This is a genomic window from Lachnoanaerobaculum sp. OBRC5-5, from assembly GCF_000296385.1.
In the GTDB taxonomy this organism is placed as follows: domain Bacteria; phylum Bacillota; class Clostridia; order Lachnospirales; family Lachnospiraceae; genus Lachnoanaerobaculum.
The window spans coordinates 1,945,850-1,962,532 of sequence record NZ_JH815185.1; the positions used below are offsets into that span (position 1 = coordinate 1,945,850).

A 16,683-nucleotide genomic window follows, 5' to 3' on the forward strand; every position below is an offset into this window, starting at 1 on the left:
TTATCTCCTACTTACTTCTATTTTTAAAATATTTTTTGTGTTTTCATCTATTCTGTAGAGTTCTCCCGTTCTGTCAAGCCCGGCTTCCTCTCCGAAAATATTGCTCTCTCGAAATATCCAAAGTATATCAAAGCCAATCGCAACAACTAAATATTCCCCTCTGATATTTAAAGGTATCTTACCATCCGTGAAAAGTTTTTTGACAGCCTTTCTACCGGATTTTATATGTATAAAATCTCCGCTTTCACATCCTCTGATTACAATATTTTCCTGTATAATTTTTATCATATCATCTTTATTAATAATACTGTTTATACATATAGATTTTCTATTATATTTTACTATATTTTCAAGGACTTTGTCAAAATCAAGCCACCTGATATTACCGGCTTTCGGAATGTCCTTAATATTGAAATTATCCAAAATCTTGTAATTTATTTCAGGTACTGAAATCTTTTCATTATCCGATTCTTTTTTATCTTCATCTGTAAATCTTATATTTTCATATTCATTGTAGACTTTTATTCCGTATTTTAAATCAAGCTTTTTTCCGTTTTCAGATTTTGCAAGATTACATATATCCTCTATATGCACCATACCGATATCTTTTATTCCAAGCTCTTTACTCTTTAATACTTTTCTTAAAGTATACCTGATAATATATGTACCAATAATATGAAACTCATTAAGTAAGGCCTCTTTGTCTAATAAAAATTCATATTTGCCTTTGATTTTTAAATTCTTTTCACAAAATTTTATAGCCGAACTTTCAAAAAACTCATCGGCCTCAGCCGCAATTTTAGAAGATTTATAAAAATTATTGATTACATTACTGTTAACGTTTTTTTCAAGTATCGGAAAGACCTCGTTCCTTAAAATATTTCTTGTATAATCATTTTTCAGATTGGTACTGTCCGTCATATAATCTATACTGTTTCTTTTAAGATAGTCCTCTATTTCATCCCTTGAAAATGCCAGTAAAGGTCTTATAATATTTTTATTTCTTACCAAAATACCCTTTAATCCCGATATACCGCTACCCCTTGAAAGATTGTGAAGTATGGTCTCCGCATTGTCATTTTTATTATGAGCCACTGCAATTTTGATCTTGTTATAATCCAATCCTTCCTTTAACGCTATATCTTTTGATACACTTTCAAAAGCCTCATATCTCATCTTTCTTCCGGCTTCTTCTTCACTTAGTTTATGCTCTTTTGCAATACCGGGTATATCATAGTGAAAACTGAAAAAACAAATATCAAGTTTTTCACAAAATTTCTTTACATAATTTTCATCACGACTTGCCTCTTCACCTCTTATACCATGATTTATATGTACGACAAAAAGCCTTATTTCTAAGGCTTTTTGTATACGACTCAATGTATGCAACAGGCATATGGAATCCGCACCTCCGCTTACACCGAGTACTATTCTATCTTTTTTTTCGATCAGATTATTATCCTCTATGAAATGACTAAACGTATCTATATCTAACATATTATTTTTCTGCCTTTATAGCAATCTCATCAGGAAAAACAAGTCCAAGTTTTTCTCTTGCCATTTCTATTATATAACTGTCGGTTTGAACATATTTTCTTTGTTCTTCAAGTTTCTTTGATCTTTCGTCTTCACTCTCAAGTTCTTCAATTACTTTTTGATTGTAGGACTCTCTTTTTGCCAATTCCTGTTTTATACTGTTTACCTTTAATCCGAGAATAATCGCTACAGATAAAACCACTCCGGTGACAAAAATTATCGCAAATTTATTTTCCGATATTGCGCCGGCTTTCTTTCTTTTTCTCGCCATAAAAACACTCCTTTTAAATTCCGGTGTCGGCTTTATTTAAAAACTGACATATTTTTAAGCGGCTACTAACTTTATAATAGTATCATTCTATTCTTTTTGCAAGCCTCAATCATATCGGCAGGCCAAACACTTGACTGAACTTCTCCAACATGTGCTTTATTAAGAAGAAGCATACAAAGTCTGCTCTGTCCTATACCTCCACCTATTGTATATGGTAATTCTCCCGCCAAAAGAGCCTTGTGGAAAGGTAAACTCTTTCTGTCAAGTGCATTTGCGACCTTTAACTGTGCTTCCATTGCCGCTTCATCCACTCTGATACCCATACTTGATATCTCCAATGCACAGTTTAAATTCTCAAACCAGAAGAGAATATCACCGTTTAACTCCCAGTCGTCATAGTCAGGTGCTCTGCCGTCATGAGGCTTTCCGTCTCCCAAAGCACCACCGATTTTCTCCACAAAAACACAGCCATGTTCTTTAACAATAAGATTTTCTCTCTCCTTCGGAGTCTTATCAGGATATCTAAGTCTAAGATCCTCTGATGTGATAAAGAATATATCATCCGGCAAATGGTTGACAGCCTCAGGATATTTATACCACACCTCATGCTCCATATGCTTGATCACTTTAAATATGGTTCTTACCGTATCTTCCAAAACCTCAATAGTTCTGTCTTCTTTTCTTATTACCTTTTCCCAGTCCCATTGATCCACATAGCATGAGTGAAGATTGTCAAGTTCCTCATCTCTTCTTATGGCATTCATATTTGTGTAAAGGCCTTCACCCGGCGCAAAATCATACTCGCCAAGAGCCATTCTCTTCCACTTTGCAAGTGATTGAACAACTTCATACTCCTCATTAGGAACTCCGAGTATATCAAATGCTACAGGACGCTCAACTCCGTTTAAGTTATCATTCAATCCGCTTGACTTTGATACAAATAAAGGGGCTGAAACCCTCTCCAGATTCATTTCTTTTCCGAATTCTTTTTGAAATGTGTCTCTGATATATTTTATCGCTTCCTGCGTCTGTCTTACACTTAATACAGGATCATAACCCTTTGGTAAAATCAATGCCATAAACAACCTCCGATATATAAATTCATACTCTTTAAAAAAATTATGATAGCACTAAGTACCGCAATATACAATAGATAATGCCATAACTTAATAAAAAAGACAAAAGAAAAAAGACTGCCTTTTACAGCAGTCTTAAAAATTATTCAATTGCAATTGTCTTCGGATCCTGTGGAAGTCTCTCTTTTTCCTTTGGCAAAGTGAGTTTCAAAATACCGTTGTTATATGAAGCCTTGATATCTTCCTCGGTTATTGCTTCTCCTACAAAGAAACTTCTCTGACATGAACCGAATCTTCTCTCTCTGCGGATGTATTTATCCTGTTCATCCTTTTCATCTTTACTTTCCTCATGCTTTGCACTGATTGTAAGGTATCCGTCCTTTAAGCTTGCACTTATATCTTCCTTATTAAATCCCGGAATCTCTACACTCAACTCATAGTTTCCTTCGACTTCCTTTACATCTGTCTTCATGCTTGGAGCCTCAAACTTTCTAAAATCTCTTCCAAAAAAATCATTATTAAAAAAATCATCAAATAAATTGTAACTTCTTCCCGGTAATAACATATCCATATCTCCTTCTTTAGTATTCATTATATTTTGCAAATAAAACCTTGTAACGATATTGTTATCTATGTCTTATTTGTTATATGCATACTATAACACTAATTATTAGCACTGTCAATAGTTGAGTGCTAATTTTTCAAAAAATTTTTATCATAAAAAACCGGCTCTTATTATGAGCCGGTCAAATTTGTCTCAATATATTATTTCTGTATTGCCTTAAATGCTTCTGTCTGTGATGTCATGCCTCTCTCTGATGCCAATCTCTCTATAGAAGAAGCTCCAAAGAAACCGTCAATCTCAGGCACATGCTTTATTACATATGCAGCATCTTCAGGATCTGCAATAGGACCGCCATGGCAAATTACCATTATCTCCGGATTAACCTCACGACCTGCCTTAATGATCTCACGAATCTTTTCGCAGCAATCGTCAAGTGTTAAAGCGGTTTCAGCTCCGATTGATCCTTTTGTTGTAAGTCCCATATGTGCAACTAAAATATCTGCACCTGCCTCTGCCATAGCCTTTGCCTGCTCAGGATCGAAAACATATGGACATGTTAACATATCAAGCTTATGTGCTTCTCTGATCATTTCTACTTCGAGCCCATATCCCATTCCTGTTTCCTCAAGATTTGCACGGAACTTACCGTCTATCAATCCTACTGTCGGGAAGTTTTGTACACCGTTAAAGCCTTGATCCTTTAATTGCTTTAAGAAAAGGTCCATTACACGGAACGGATCTGTTCCGCAAACACCTGCAAGGACAGGTGTGTTCTTTACTATAGGAAGTACTTCCGCACCCATTTCCTGTACAATTTTATTTGCATCACCATAAGCCAATAATCCTGATAAAGATCCTCTACCTGCCATTCTGAAACGCCCTGAGTTATAGATAATCAGCATATCGGCTCCGCCTTTTTCACTGCACTTTGCTGTAATACCTGTTCCGGCACCGACACCTACAAGGATCTTTCCGGCTGCTACCTCAGATTTAAACTTGTCCATGATCTCTTTTCTTGATTGTCTGTTCATTTTATTTCTCCTTTACTTATATATTTATACTTCCAACATTTTAATAAGTTCTTCTGCAGCTCTTTGTGCAAAAGCTTTCTCATTTATATTATTATCCATCTCGACTATATTAACTTTATCTGCGTCGATATTATTTTTTAATGTATCAAATAAAGCTTCATCCTCTTTACTTCCATAAAAAGGCTGACCTTGTGCATCAATCATTGATACTCCTTTTAAAGGTAGAATCAATACTGTCTTACCGGAAGATGCATTTAATTTTTCGGCAATCTTTTGACCGAATTTTATATTTTCTTCCACTGTAGTTCTCATTAGAGTAACTGTCGGATTATATTTATATAAATTACGATTTTTAAATTTCTCAGGGATTGTATCAATCGGTCCGAAGTTTACCATATCAAGTGCACCAACAGAAACAACCTGCGGAACATGATTTCTTCCTGCAGCTTCCAGTCTGTTAGGTCCGGCACCAAGTACTCCTCCGACTATTTCATCACACCACTCTGTTGTTGTAATATCCAATACTCCTTTGAAAAATCCCGCATCTATCAGTGACTCCATAGTCTTTCCGCCTGTTCCCGTTGCATGGAAAACAAGTACTTCATAACCACGCTCTTCCAAATACTCTTTTGCAAAATCCACACATGGAGTAGTTACTCCGAACATTGTAGCGGCAATCAAAGGTTTTTCATCTTCCTCAACTTTTTTTATCTTATCCGCCATTCCAACCATTCCGGCAATGGCAAGTACCGCATTTTTAAATATTGTTTTTGAAATTTTATTCAGACCTGCAACATCAACTATGGAAGGCATCATTATTATGTCACTTGTTCCGACATACTGAGATACATTTCCTGAAGCCATGGTGGAAACCATCATTTTAGGTACACCGATAGGTAAGGCTCTCATTGCAGGTGTTACAAGTGATGTTCCTCCGGAACCTCCAAATGAGATGATACCGTCAAACTTTCCTTCAGCATAAAGCCTTGGAATCAACAGCTCCATTCCCTTTGATAAAACCTCTGTGGCCATTGCCCTGTCTCTTCTTGAGACAATATCTTCAATATCATAACCTGCTTCTTTTGCGATTTCTTTATTTGATACATCAACCTCAATCTTAGAATCAAATACACTGGTATTTATCATATATGCCTTTAATCCCAGTTCTTCTATCAGCTCTTTGACATATAGAAACTCTTTACCCTTAGTATCAAATGTACCTGCTACAGCAATAGTTTTCATCTAATCCTTTAGACTCCTTTCCGTTTAGACTTGTTACGACTCCTTATAAATAACCATGCTTTAATAATACCCTAAATATAAAAAAATCAAATGTCATTATTTTATGTTTTATTGTGTTTATTTTATATTCTGATTGTATTTTATATATTAAATATTGTTTTTATATTATCTTTTATAATATAAGAACAAAAAACAACCTCTTGTCGGTACCAAAAGAGATTGTTCTTCATATTTTTATTTATTTTTGTTTACGATATATTTCCGGAGATACTCCTATATACTTCTTAAAGATTTTGGTGAATTGAACATAATCCGTATAACCAACCGCCATTCCTATTTCCTTACAGGAGGTCTTGCCGTTTTTCAAGAGTTCTTTAGCTTTATTGAGCCTAAACCAAATTAAATATTCCGTAAATGACATCCCTGTATCTTTTTTGAATCTTATACTGTAATATGTCGGCGATATATGCGCCACCAAGGCCAAATCTCTAAGTTGAATTACTTCCATATAATGTTCTTCAATATACCTTTTTGCCATCTCGGTATAATCGGCTGTATTTAAACTTCCGTCTATAGCTTTTACAAAGAGGTCCTCACTGTTAAACTCTCCATAGCTTTTAAAGGCCTTCGTAGTATTATGAATTGCCCTTTCTATAGGTATTCTCTCAAATGTAGAACCGCCTATATATCCCTGACAGCTTGTATTTTGATACATATACTTCATATCTATCGGTGTACTTGCAGGTCCTGAATATATCATTCTTATTATATCTTTATTTTTTTCCTCGCAAACTTTAAATATATCTTCCGCCATCCTGTGAGCATCATATAATGACAATGATTTCTTTGCTCCCAAAAATCCTCCCTTCGTAAGTCCAAGATGAACACATATGGCATCCGCTCCGGCATCTATCATTCTTTTTGCCTCATATTCTGTAGTTACAAAAGCCACTGTGAATAAATCAAAGTAATTGGCAAGCTTTATTGCCTCAATCTCTTTTTCAAATGAAGTGCCCTCCTCCTCCAATGCCTCACGAAACTTCCCGTCTATCAAAGCCAAGGTTGGAAAATTTACAATTCCCGCAAATCCGCTCATTTTTATTTCTCTAATATATTCATATAGGTTTATTTCCGGATCCGAAGCCAATATTCCAAAAAGTATGGGAATGTTTTTTATAATAGGCAACAGTTCTCTTGTACCCAATTCCATAACAATATCATTGCTGTTTCCATAACACAGATAGCTTGCATAGGAACTTCTGCCGGTAATACGGTATTTTCCCGCACTGAGAGCCATTATAAAGTCTACTCCTCCCATGGCAACATATTTGGCTGTCATGCCAGATCCCAGAGCTGCTCCGATAATATGACCGTTTACATTGATTTGCGCATGTAACATCTTTTTTATTGTTTCTCTATCCAAAGTTTTCATGTCCCCCATGCCGTATATTTTATCACTTTGTTTTATTATAAAGACATACAAAATAAATATCAAACCTATTCAACAAAACTTTCTCTTAAACCTTGACATTCCACTTAGAATATCCTAAAATTATATTCGCGTTTAGATTGAACTGTCCGTGTCCAGGCTTCAATATAAACTTTTAAAAGTAAAATTTAATTCAACAAAAAAGTTATTTATTTATTGGAGGTAATTGTGGCTAATATCAAATCAGCAAAGAAGAGAATTCAAGTTGCTTTAGTTAGAACTGAGAGAAATAAGTCTATCAGATCAAAAGTAAAGACTGCTATTAAGAAAGTTGACAGTGCTGTTGCAGCAAATGACAAGAAGCTTGCACAGGAGAACCTTAAGAATGCTATCGTTGAGATTACAAAGGCAGCATCAAAGGGTGTATATCACAAGAACAATGCATCTCGTAAGGTTGCAAGACTTTCAAAGGCTGTTGATAGTATCAATGCATAAAACAAACTCCAATGACCGTCATCATTGGAGTTTTTTATTTCACCTGCCGATCTCGGCAGGTTATTTTTATCTGCTTATAATCATTTTACAAATCTTATTTCCCTGACTTGAGAATTTCTCCTCATATTCCGTCATTATATTTCCTTCAGATTCCTTTTCAGAATGAAAGTCAAAGCTGCAAAAATCAAGTTTCCACTTTGAATCCTTTACCACCTCCAAAGAATATTCAAACAGCCCGATATTATCGGTCTTAAATTCTATTACTCCGTCCTTTTTCAATATAATATCGTACACATTTAAAAAATCCGGTGATGTAAGTCTTCTGTTTGCATGTCTGTCCTTCGGCCATGGATCGGAAAAATTAAGAAATATTTTATCCACCTCTCCTGCCTCAAATATCTCCGAGAGTTTCTTTGCATCTGCACATAGAAACCTTAGATTGTCTATACTCTTCTCTTTTTCAAGGTTTCTTTTTCTTTGTATTGCTTTCATCAGTACACTTTCATACTTTTCTATACCGATAAAGTTTATATCCGGATGTGTTATCGCCATATTTCTGATAAACTGTCCCTTGCCCATTCCTATCTCAATCTGCAAAGATCTTTTCTCCTCAAAGATATCCTGTATACTTCCCTTCAATTCTATTGCTTTATCTTCTCTGATACATTCCTTTGCTTCGGTTATAAAGTCCTCACAGCCCTTTATATGTCTAAGTCTCATTATTACTACTCCATTTCCTATATAGCAATTTAGTATACATTATATCGGATAAAAAAAGCAACAGGCATTTATGCCTGTTGCGTATAAATATATTACTGCTCTACAGCCTCTCTCTTTCCAAGAGTTATTGTTACAGTCTTTTCTACATAATTGCCGCTTTCATCCAGCCTTTGAACTGTCAAATCCACTGTTTTTCCACTCTCATAATATGTAAGCATATTTTTGAGACTTTCCATTGATCTTACACTTTGTCCGTCAAACTTTGTTATGATATCCTTGGCCTTCAAGTCTGAAGATGCTGCCGCTCCACCTTCTACAACCTTGTAAACATAAATACCCTGTGGCATATCATATGCCTTAGCCATTTCCTCATCTATATCCTTACCCTGTATTCCAAGATATCCCTGATTCTCTGCCGCAACAACCGTTCTGGTTTCTTTGCTTGAAAGTTCAGCTATAAGATCCTTTACTGCAGAAATAGGTATGGCATAGCCCATTCCTTCAACATCGGTATCTGAATACTTTGCTGAATTTATACCGATGACTTCACCCTTCATATTAAGGAGTGCGCCGCCTGAATTTCCCGGATTTATAGCGGCATCTGTCTGAAGAAGATTTCTTGATGTGCCTCCCTCAGTCTTTACTTCTCTGTTTAATGCCGAAATATAACCTACAGTTACAGACTGGCCATATCCAAGTGCATTACCTATGGCAACCACTCCCTGTCCGACCTTAATATCATTTGAATCGCCTATATTTGCAATGCTTATCTTTGACAATGTATCTTCCGAAAGATCTGAAAGCTTAATTGCCACAACGGCAACATCATTGTCACTGTCTCCGCCCTTTACGGAAGCTGCAGCCTTTGTTCCGTCATTAAATTCAACTTCCAGACTGTCGGTATCTGCAATAACATGATTGTTTGTGACCACCAAAAGTTCAGTATCTGTTTTTCCGACTATAATACCTGAACCGCTTGACTGTGCCTCGTAGCTTTGTGTTCCGAAGAAGCTGTTCTGAGTAATCTCAGCTTTACCATAGATAGCTACTACTGAAGGCATAGCCTTGTCTACAATTGTAGACACATCCATATTTGAAAGATTTGTTGCAGGTGCCGCAGTGCTTTCACTGTCACTCTTGATATCGGTTTGATTTCCTATCACAATATTGTCTTTAGTTTCCACATTGCTTGAAATATAGCTGTTGGCAACAGTATTTACACCTACCATTACTCCACCGGCAACAAGTCCGAATACAGCCGCACTTGCTACAAGACCTACGGCCTTACCTACTTTTGATTTCTTTCGCTCCTTACCCTTACCTTGGACTTTTTGAGGCTGTGCGGTAAGAGCCCTTGCTCGTACATCTTCTGACTGAGTTGTTCTATAAGTTTCTCTACTGTTTCCTTCAATGTTTGCATTATTGTTTACCTCCTCATTTGTATCTGTTTTATCTAAACTTACCGTATTAACGCTGCTGCCGGACTCCGCCTCATTTTTGGCTATATTCTCTGCAGCTTTTGCAAGACTGTCCGTATGTCTTTTTATAATACTGTCTATATCCTTTTGCTCGGACTGAGTATCAATACCGATTTCATCTGCAGTATTTGTATTTGAAATCTCTGTTGTGTTTTCTGTGTTTGTTGTAAGCTCCTGTGTATTGTTTATCTCATTATCAAATTCATCTCTATCAAATCCCATATTCTTATTCGTACGATTACGTGCGCTCCTTTCATGTATTAAAAAAGCATCGGTAGCTTTCCTTTATGGTTTATAGTCTACCAATGCTTTGTGTCTTATTTGTGTACGAAATAAGTTTAATTTGTGTTTTTTATTCAGGTTTTGCTTCCACAGTCTGTGAAACAGTACTTCCCGGTCCCACTACATTAGGAGCAGGTGCCACAGTTTCTTCTTTTGCTGTAGTAGTCAAAGGTTCCACTGTAGATTCTTTAGGACTCTTTCCCGACTTTGTCTGAGCCTGAGTTGTTTCACCCGGTCCGTTTGATTTCCTCGGCTGAGCCTCACTGCTTGCGGCGGTAATCTCTCCCGGTCCGTTTACCTTCTTTGTCTGAGTTTCAGCTGTAGTATTTTTCTTATTCTGAGCCTCGGTTGACGAAGTTATAATCTCCACATTTGAACCCTTTGAGGCCTGTGTGGTCTCTCCCGGGCCTACATTTACTCCTGTTTTTGAGCTGCTTGTGGTCTTATCCCTTTCAGCCGCACTTCCCTTCTCGGTAGGCTTAATATAGTACTTATTTCCGTCACCGTCTGTGTAATAATCATTTTCTTCATCTTTATCTATCCAAACGGTTTCGCCGTCTTTATCAAGCTGATAATATCTTCCATTATTATCTATGTAGATATCTACACTCTTTTTAGTCTCGGCTTCGGTAGTCGTTTTCTTCTTACTCTTGGTTTCTTTATCATCTTCATCGGTGTTTTTATTCGACTTATATCCGCCGCTGGTTTTTACTCGCTTTATACTGTCACCGTCTTTATAAACTCCGGTATCTGATGAAATTCTGTCACTGTAGGCTTTTACTTTTGCGGAAACCTCATAATTTTCATCACCGAAGAGATATTTGTGAAGTTCCAATACATTACTCTCAAGGTTTACGGGAACTACTATAAATCCCTTTGTACCCAGAGTCATATCATCCAACTCAAACGGAAAACCTGCAGTATCTTTTAAATTATATTTTCCGAAATCATTTATTACATCAAGACCGTCCTGCCATGTAAGATTTGTCGCTACCATGGAAAGCATATTTCCAAGCAGATCATTCAAAGTCTTAAGGTCGGCCTTCTTTGCCTTCTCAAAAGCAAGTTCAATAACTTTTCTCTGTCTTTCCGTTCTCTGGTAATCTGTGTCCATATATCTAAGTCTTGCATATGCAACAGCCTGAACACCGTCCAAATGCTGCATGCCCGGAGCCTTTAACTGTACGGATCCTATACCTGTTCCCTTTACAGTTTCTGTAATATAAGAGTTTATATATTTAAACTCCGGCTTTGTGATTTCTATATCTACACCGCCCAAAATATTTATTGCTGTTGCAACCGCCTTCCAGTTGAATGTAACATAGTCTGTAATATTAAGATCCAAACTGTCATTTAACATCTTAACAGCTCTTGCCGGTCCGCCATAGCTATATGCATGTGTAGCCTTCTGGAATGAATTCTTACCTACATCAAGGTATGTATCTCTGTATACAGATACAAGCTTAATATCTCCTGTAGCCTGATCTATTGAACATATAATTATGACATCGGATCTGTTTCCTTTTCCGACACTGTTGTCTCTGGAGTCTACACCGAATAATGCAATATTTCTATATCCTCTCATCTCCTGAAGCTTTTTTTCCGACAAGCCGGTATTTGCCACCTCTTCCACATCATACTCCGGTCGTTGGATTTTAGAATATTGTTTCAGCGCATAGGCATATGCAAATATAACGCCCAGAACAAGCATCTCCGCTATAAGCATAGTAATGAAAAAAGCAATTTTTGACTTTTTCTTTTTTCTGGACTTCTTTTTTTCTTCGCTCATTATAATCCTCCTGCTAATAAGCATTCTTGTTGATAAATCCCTTAAATATCGTCAAAAACATTATCTTGAAATCAAAACCTAAAGTCCAGTTTTCAATATAATATAAGTCATGGTCTATCCTCTTTTGTATTGAAGTATCTCCTCTAAACCCGTTAACCTGTGCCCAACCGGTAAGTCCCGGTCTGACTTGATGTTTTATCATATAATGCGGTATTTCTTCTCTGAACTTTTCCACATAAAAAGGTCTCTCAGGTCTAGGACCCACAAGTGACATATCACCCTTTAAGATATTGAAAAACTGAGGCATTTCATCAATACTTGTTTTCCTTATAAATCTACCTATTTTGGTGACTCTCGGGTCATTTGGAGTAGTCCATTTTGACTTTTCCTCTGACGGCTTTTGTACAGCCATTGAGCGGAATTTATACATTTTAAAAGGTTTATTGTGTAAACCGACTCTTTCTTGAGCATATATTATGGGGCCACCGTCTGTCAGCTTTACCAGTATTGCGGTAATTAACATCCATGGTGAGAACAGTATTATACCAAATAATGCCCCGAATATGTCAACAATTCTTTTTATATATGCATTGTGCAATTCTGTAAGCGGCACATGCCTGATATTTATAACCGGCAATCCCTGTAAGTCCTCTATGTATGGAATAGTAGGAATAAAATTATTGTAATCAGGTATAAACTTTGTATGAACGCCGGATTTCTCACAGTCATTTACTATGGCTTCCAGATGTTCATATTCTTTTATACTGAGAGTTATCGCTATTTCATCAAGCACATTCATCTCTAATATCATATGAAGATTCGCTACGGTTCCTATCACCTTTACACCGTTATAGCTGAATCCTCGTTCTTTATTATCATCCAAGATACCCCTAATATTATATCCCCACTCAGGATTTTGTTTTACTCTGTCTATATATCCTTCAGCAGCCCTTGAATACCCGATTAATAAAATATGCTTCTGATTATACCCCTTCTGTCTTATGTTCATTAAGAAAATTCGTATTGAAGTTCTCTCAACTATCATAAGTACATTTGCCAGAATATAGAAGATAATTACCAATCTTCTTGAGAAGTGATGCATATTCATATTTTTACCACCCAAATAGAGTGTCAATGTAAATATCAACCATCCTATGGAATTGGCTTTGAATATATTTGCTATCTCGCTTCTTCTTCCCGAAACTCTCTTAGGTGTATACAGTTCAAAGAATTCATATAGTATCAAAAAACCGGGTATAATTATTATCAGAGCACTGAAATACTCCTGTGCCGACAATGCAAGCAAGGCATCATCATTATAATACATTATAAGATAAGCTATTAAATAACTTAAAAATATAACCAGAGCATCTAAGAGTATATGCAGCCTGTTTAATCTCTTCTGGTTTTCTTTAATCATATATTGCTCCATATCGCAATCTTATGCGATAGACTTCTTTTCATTATTCGTAAAATCATATATCAATTTTACAACCAAACGCAAAATCATTTATTACATTTTACTTAATCTTTAGTAACAGTTCTCAACTGCTATGTCTTTTTATAAATCTATACACATATTCAAATGTTCCGGCTATTATCTCGCCCTCAAGCGCCAATATATCCATTTTTCTGATTTCCGAAAAATCAACTCTTTCACATTCTCCAAGATTTTTAAAGCCTTCTTTAAGTCCGCTTATATAATCTGTCAGAAATCCTTTTTTAAAGAAAAATGCCGTTTTAATTAAAGTTCCCAGTAAAAGTGGGAAAAAGTTAAATGCAATCTGCAGGTTTGTCATATTTTTATAAATCAAATAAATATTATTTCTTGCTGCAAGTCTTACCTTAAAGGAATTGTATTTTGATCCTGAGGTTGCACTTCCGAGATGATATACCTTGGCCATTGGCTCAAAACCGATAATATATCCTCTAAGTCTTGCTCTGAAACTTAAGTCCATATCCTCCAAATATGCAAAATGCATTTCATCAAAATAACCTATTTCATCCAAGATGCTCTTTCTGTATATACTTGCACCCGCACATGCCGAAAATACAGCTCTTCTTTTTGTAAAATCCGCTACCTTTTCTCCGACACCTATCTGATACCCCCAGCCAAGGAGAGAATATCCGTCTCCGGCATCATCCACAAGTTCCTTGTTATGAGCATTTATCATCAGTGGATTTATTGCAAATATCTTTTCAGACTTTTCTATTGCATTAACAAGCATTTCCACATAGTCCGGAAATACTTCGGTATCATTGTTCAACAAGATAACATATTTACTGTCACAGGCTGCAAGTCCTACATTTACTCCACCTGCAAACCCAAGGTTTTCATCCAGATAAATCACTTTTATATTCAGATTGCTTTCATAACTTTCAAGATCTCTCAAATAATCTACGGACTCATCCTTTGAACCGTTGTCTACCACCAAAATCTCAAAATTTTTATAAGTTTGAGTTCTAAGCGATTCAATGCAATCCTTCATAAACTTTATACCGTTATAGTTCGGTATTATTATTGTTACTTTACTCATCTTTCTCCCGGATACCTAAAGGTATTTTTTTATCTTCTCGTCAATAAACGGTTCACCTATTTTTTCATTCAACAAATCTCTAAGTGCAAAGTTTGACTTACGTAATGTAAGATTAGGATTATAATACGGATCTCCCTTTTCCAGTATTTTGGGCCATCTTTTCATAAATATAGCGGTCTCTCTGTTAAATCTTTCGATTTTTTCAGGACTGTCCTCAAGTCCTCTTGACTTTGACTCATAATGATAGAAAAGTGCATAAGGATTATAGACTACAAGATAGTTTTTATCCCTTACCTTCATACAAAAATCGATATCATTAAATGCAACCGCCAATTCTTCACTGAATCCGCCAACTTCTTCAAATACCGATTTCTTCGTAATAAGTGCTGCAGCCGTTACGGCGGAATAATCCTGTAATGTAAGTGCTCTGTGGAAATAGCTGTTTTCAACCTCTGAAAGTCCTATAAAGGTATGTCCCGCCACTCCTCCAAATCCGACCACAACACCTGCATGCTGTATTGTATCATCATTGTAGAGAAGTCTTGCACCCACTATACCGACATCCTTTCTCACCGCATACCACATCATCTCTTCTATTGAAGTCGGATTTATAAGTTCTATATCATTGTTTAAAAAGAAAAGATATTCACCGTTTGCAAAGTTTACACCGAAGTTATTGATAAGAGAATAGTTAAATTCTCTCTCCCAACGCACAACCTTTACATTGTCAAACTCTTTTTGAATCTTATCATAGTATTCAAAAGTCTTTTTGTCGGTAGAATTATTTTCCACGACAATGAACTCAATATTCTTATAACTGCTCTTTGTCATTATGGAGCGAATCGCCAAATCAAGATCCTCTCTATGATCTTTGTTTGGAATGATAATAGAAAGCAAAGGTTTATCTTCCATAATAAAGTACTTGTGGTAAATACCGTAATCAACACCCTTTTCTATCTTTTCTACAGGTAATGAAATCCCCACTCTTTCAATATGTGCCTTTATCGCTCTTGCTCCCGCTTCAAATGCGTATAATTTACTTTGCGGATTTGAAGCTGTTGAATTCATATGGCATCTCCAATGGTATAAAACCTTCGGTATATGTACAATCTTTTTTGCATTCTCAGTCACTCTGAATATAAAATCATAGTCCTGTGCTCCGTCAAATGCCGCATCAAACATTCCTGCCACATCCACAAGTTCCTTCTTTACTACAAAGAGATGACAGATATAATTCACACTTTCAAGTAAGTCGATATTAAAATCAGGCTTAAAATGAGGATCGAATAATGAACCTCCGTCCATATCCAGCTTATCTTCATCGGAATATAAGCAGTCACAGTTTTCTTCATTTATTGCCTTTGCACATTCATACAATGCATTTTCGGTAATAACATCATCATGATCTGCAAGTACTATATAATCACCGCTTGCCATCTTAAGTGCTTCATTTGTATTTCCGGCAATACCCAAGTTTTTACCGAGTTTATTATATTTTATCTTGCTTCCTGTGTTTTTTTCTTCAATATATTTTTTTATGAAATCTTCCTTGTCCTTGCCGTTTTCGCTTCCGTCCGCAAGGCAAATCTCAAAGTTTGAATAAGTCTGTGCAAGAATTGAGTCAAGCAACTCTCTGAGGAAATTGTCGGGAGTCGCATAAAGAGGTATTACTATTGAAAATAAAGGTGAGTAGTCAAATTTAACTTCTCTTTGTGCTGCCAACTCTTCCTTTGTAGGCTTGGTCTTTTCATACCATTCTGTATATTCGTAATCATTGTCCATGCCCTGTATTTTACTCTTTGACTTTCTGATAAGAGCTCTCAGTCCGTTCTTTTTCATGAAGTTAAAAGCAACCCTTACAGTTTCCATATTGCAAAGGTCTTTAAGTTTTTCCATCCTTTTATAGGCCACACTTGAACGCTTATATATAAGCTCCTCATTATATTTGATTTTCTTCTTTTGATTGTCAACTTTTATCTCAAGATAATAGTCCTCACCCCTTTTATAATCAAACTTAATATCAAAACCGTAATCTTCATCATATATTTTACCGAAATATACCTGACATACATCATCTCTTCTGGTCTTTACATATTTAAATTCAACACTTTCCATTTTACTGTTATATACATGAAAAGAAGGCTGTGAACCGGGGTTCTTACCCACTACCCAACCGTTTAATGTGATATAATTCTCGCGTATGCGAACATAGTCCACCTTATATTTCATAAA

Annotated in this window: 14 protein-coding genes; 1 reads left to right on the plus strand and 13 read right to left on the minus strand. The window is 36.1% G+C overall.

Annotated elements, in window-relative coordinates; genetic code table 11:
* From tilS to HMPREF1135_RS09245, 7 genes are all read right to left on the minus strand, one after another.
* Positions 1-1,497 carry a tRNA lysidine(34) synthetase TilS gene (tilS, locus tag HMPREF1135_RS09215; protein WP_007594518.1) on the minus strand — a complete coding sequence of 499 codons (1,497 nt, stop codon included), beginning with the start codon at positions 1,495-1,497 and terminating at the stop codon, positions 1-3.
* A gap of 1 nt (position 1,498) precedes the next feature.
* Positions 1,499-1,807: a septum formation initiator family protein gene (locus HMPREF1135_RS09220; RefSeq protein WP_007594520.1), complete on the minus strand. Its 309-nt coding sequence runs from the start codon at positions 1,805-1,807 to the stop codon at positions 1,499-1,501.
* A gap of 71 nt (positions 1,808-1,878) precedes the next feature.
* A complete protein-coding gene (gene asnA, locus HMPREF1135_RS09225) occupies positions 1,879-2,886 on the minus strand; it encodes an aspartate--ammonia ligase (RefSeq protein ID WP_007594522.1) in 1,008 nt (335 codons plus the stop codon).
* Between the two features lie 139 nt (positions 2,887-3,025).
* Entirely contained in the window at positions 3,026-3,448 is a 423-nt protein-coding gene (locus tag HMPREF1135_RS09230; protein WP_007594523.1) for an Hsp20/alpha crystallin family protein, read from the minus strand.
* 200 nt (positions 3,449-3,648) lie between these two features.
* On the minus strand, positions 3,649-4,479 hold the full coding sequence (locus HMPREF1135_RS09235) for a phosphoenolpyruvate hydrolase family protein (protein WP_007594525.1): 831 nt from the start codon (positions 4,477-4,479) through the stop codon (positions 3,649-3,651).
* Between the two features lie 24 nt (positions 4,480-4,503).
* Positions 4,504-5,721, minus strand: coding sequence for a Tm-1-like ATP-binding domain-containing protein (locus HMPREF1135_RS09240; protein ID WP_007594527.1), 1,218 nt, complete (start codon positions 5,719-5,721; stop codon positions 4,504-4,506).
* A gap of 238 nt (positions 5,722-5,959) precedes the next feature.
* Positions 5,960-7,153 (minus strand): phosphoenolpyruvate hydrolase family protein, encoded by a 1,194-nt coding sequence (locus HMPREF1135_RS09245; RefSeq protein WP_007594529.1) that lies wholly within the window; start codon positions 7,151-7,153, stop codon positions 5,960-5,962.
* A 225-nt stretch (positions 7,154-7,378) separates the two neighbouring features.
* Here HMPREF1135_RS09245 and rpsT point away from each other — a divergent pair, with 225 nt between their 5' ends.
* On the plus strand, positions 7,379-7,645 hold the full coding sequence (gene rpsT, locus HMPREF1135_RS09250) for a 30S ribosomal protein S20 (protein WP_007594531.1): 267 nt from the start codon (positions 7,379-7,381) through the stop codon (positions 7,643-7,645).
* A gap of 66 nt (positions 7,646-7,711) precedes the next feature.
* On the opposite strand, the gene trmB is transcribed toward rpsT, so the two are convergent.
* From trmB to HMPREF1135_RS09280, 6 genes are all read right to left on the minus strand, one after another.
* Complete coding sequence (trmB, locus tag HMPREF1135_RS09255; protein ID WP_007594533.1) at positions 7,712-8,365, minus strand: tRNA (guanosine(46)-N7)-methyltransferase TrmB; 654 nt, start codon at positions 8,363-8,365, stop codon at positions 7,712-7,714.
* A gap of 92 nt (positions 8,366-8,457) precedes the next feature.
* On the minus strand, positions 8,458-10,065 hold the full coding sequence (locus tag HMPREF1135_RS09260; RefSeq protein WP_007594535.1) for a S1C family serine protease: 1,608 nt from the start codon (positions 10,063-10,065) through the stop codon (positions 8,458-8,460).
* Positions 10,066-10,195: 130 nt separating this feature from the next.
* Entirely contained in the window at positions 10,196-11,914 is a 1,719-nt protein-coding gene (locus tag HMPREF1135_RS09265; protein ID WP_007594536.1) for an LCP family glycopolymer transferase, read from the minus strand.
* A 13-nt stretch (positions 11,915-11,927) separates the two neighbouring features.
* The gene (locus tag HMPREF1135_RS09270; protein ID WP_007594537.1) at positions 11,928-13,334 is read right to left on the minus strand and encodes an undecaprenyl-phosphate glucose phosphotransferase; all 1,407 of its coding nucleotides are present in this window, start codon (positions 13,332-13,334) and stop codon (positions 11,928-11,930) included.
* A gap of 124 nt (positions 13,335-13,458) precedes the next feature.
* Positions 13,459-14,451 (minus strand): glycosyltransferase family 2 protein, encoded by a 993-nt coding sequence (locus HMPREF1135_RS09275; protein ID WP_007594538.1) that lies wholly within the window; start codon positions 14,449-14,451, stop codon positions 13,459-13,461.
* Positions 14,452-14,466: 15 nt separating this feature from the next.
* Positions 14,467-16,680: a glycosyltransferase family 2 protein gene (locus HMPREF1135_RS09280; RefSeq protein WP_007594539.1), complete on the minus strand. Its 2,214-nt coding sequence runs from the start codon at positions 16,678-16,680 to the stop codon at positions 14,467-14,469.
* Between the last annotated feature and the right edge of the window lie 3 nt (positions 16,681-16,683).

Bases quoted from the DNA above. Each gene is read 5' to 3' on its own strand.
- tilS (WP_007594518.1), bottom strand. From the start codon at position 1,497: ATGTTAGATATAGATACGTTTAGTCATTTCATAGAGGATAATAATCTG.
- HMPREF1135_RS09220 (WP_007594520.1), bottom strand. From the start codon at position 1,807: ATGGCGAGAAAAAGAAAGAAAGCCGGCGCAATATCGGAAAATAAATTT.
- asnA (WP_007594522.1), bottom strand. From the start codon at position 2,886: ATGGCATTGATTTTACCAAAGGGTTATGATCCTGTATTAAGTGTAAGA.
- HMPREF1135_RS09230 (WP_007594523.1), bottom strand. From the start codon at position 3,448: ATGTTATTACCGGGAAGAAGTTACAATTTATTTGATGATTTTTTTAAT.
- HMPREF1135_RS09235 (WP_007594525.1), bottom strand. From the start codon at position 4,479: ATGAACAGACAATCAAGAAAAGAGATCATGGACAAGTTTAAATCTGAG.
- HMPREF1135_RS09240 (WP_007594527.1), bottom strand. From the start codon at position 5,721: ATGAAAACTATTGCTGTAGCAGGTACATTTGATACTAAGGGTAAAGAG.
- HMPREF1135_RS09245 (WP_007594529.1), bottom strand. From the start codon at position 7,153: ATGAAAACTTTGGATAGAGAAACAATAAAAAAGATGTTACATGCGCAA.
- trmB (WP_007594533.1), bottom strand. From the start codon at position 8,365: ATGAGACTTAGACATATAAAGGGCTGTGAGGACTTTATAACCGAAGCA.
- HMPREF1135_RS09260 (WP_007594535.1), bottom strand. From the start codon at position 10,065: ATGGGATTTGATAGAGATGAATTTGATAATGAGATAAACAATACACAG.
- HMPREF1135_RS09265 (WP_007594536.1), bottom strand. From the start codon at position 11,914: ATGAGCGAAGAAAAAAAGAAGTCCAGAAAAAAGAAAAAGTCAAAAATT.
- HMPREF1135_RS09270 (WP_007594537.1), bottom strand. From the start codon at position 13,334: ATGATTAAAGAAAACCAGAAGAGATTAAACAGGCTGCATATACTCTTA.
- HMPREF1135_RS09275 (WP_007594538.1), bottom strand. From the start codon at position 14,451: ATGAGTAAAGTAACAATAATAATACCGAACTATAACGGTATAAAGTTT.
- HMPREF1135_RS09280 (WP_007594539.1), bottom strand. From the start codon at position 16,680: ATGAAATATAAGGTGGACTATGTTCGCATACGCGAGAATTATATCACA.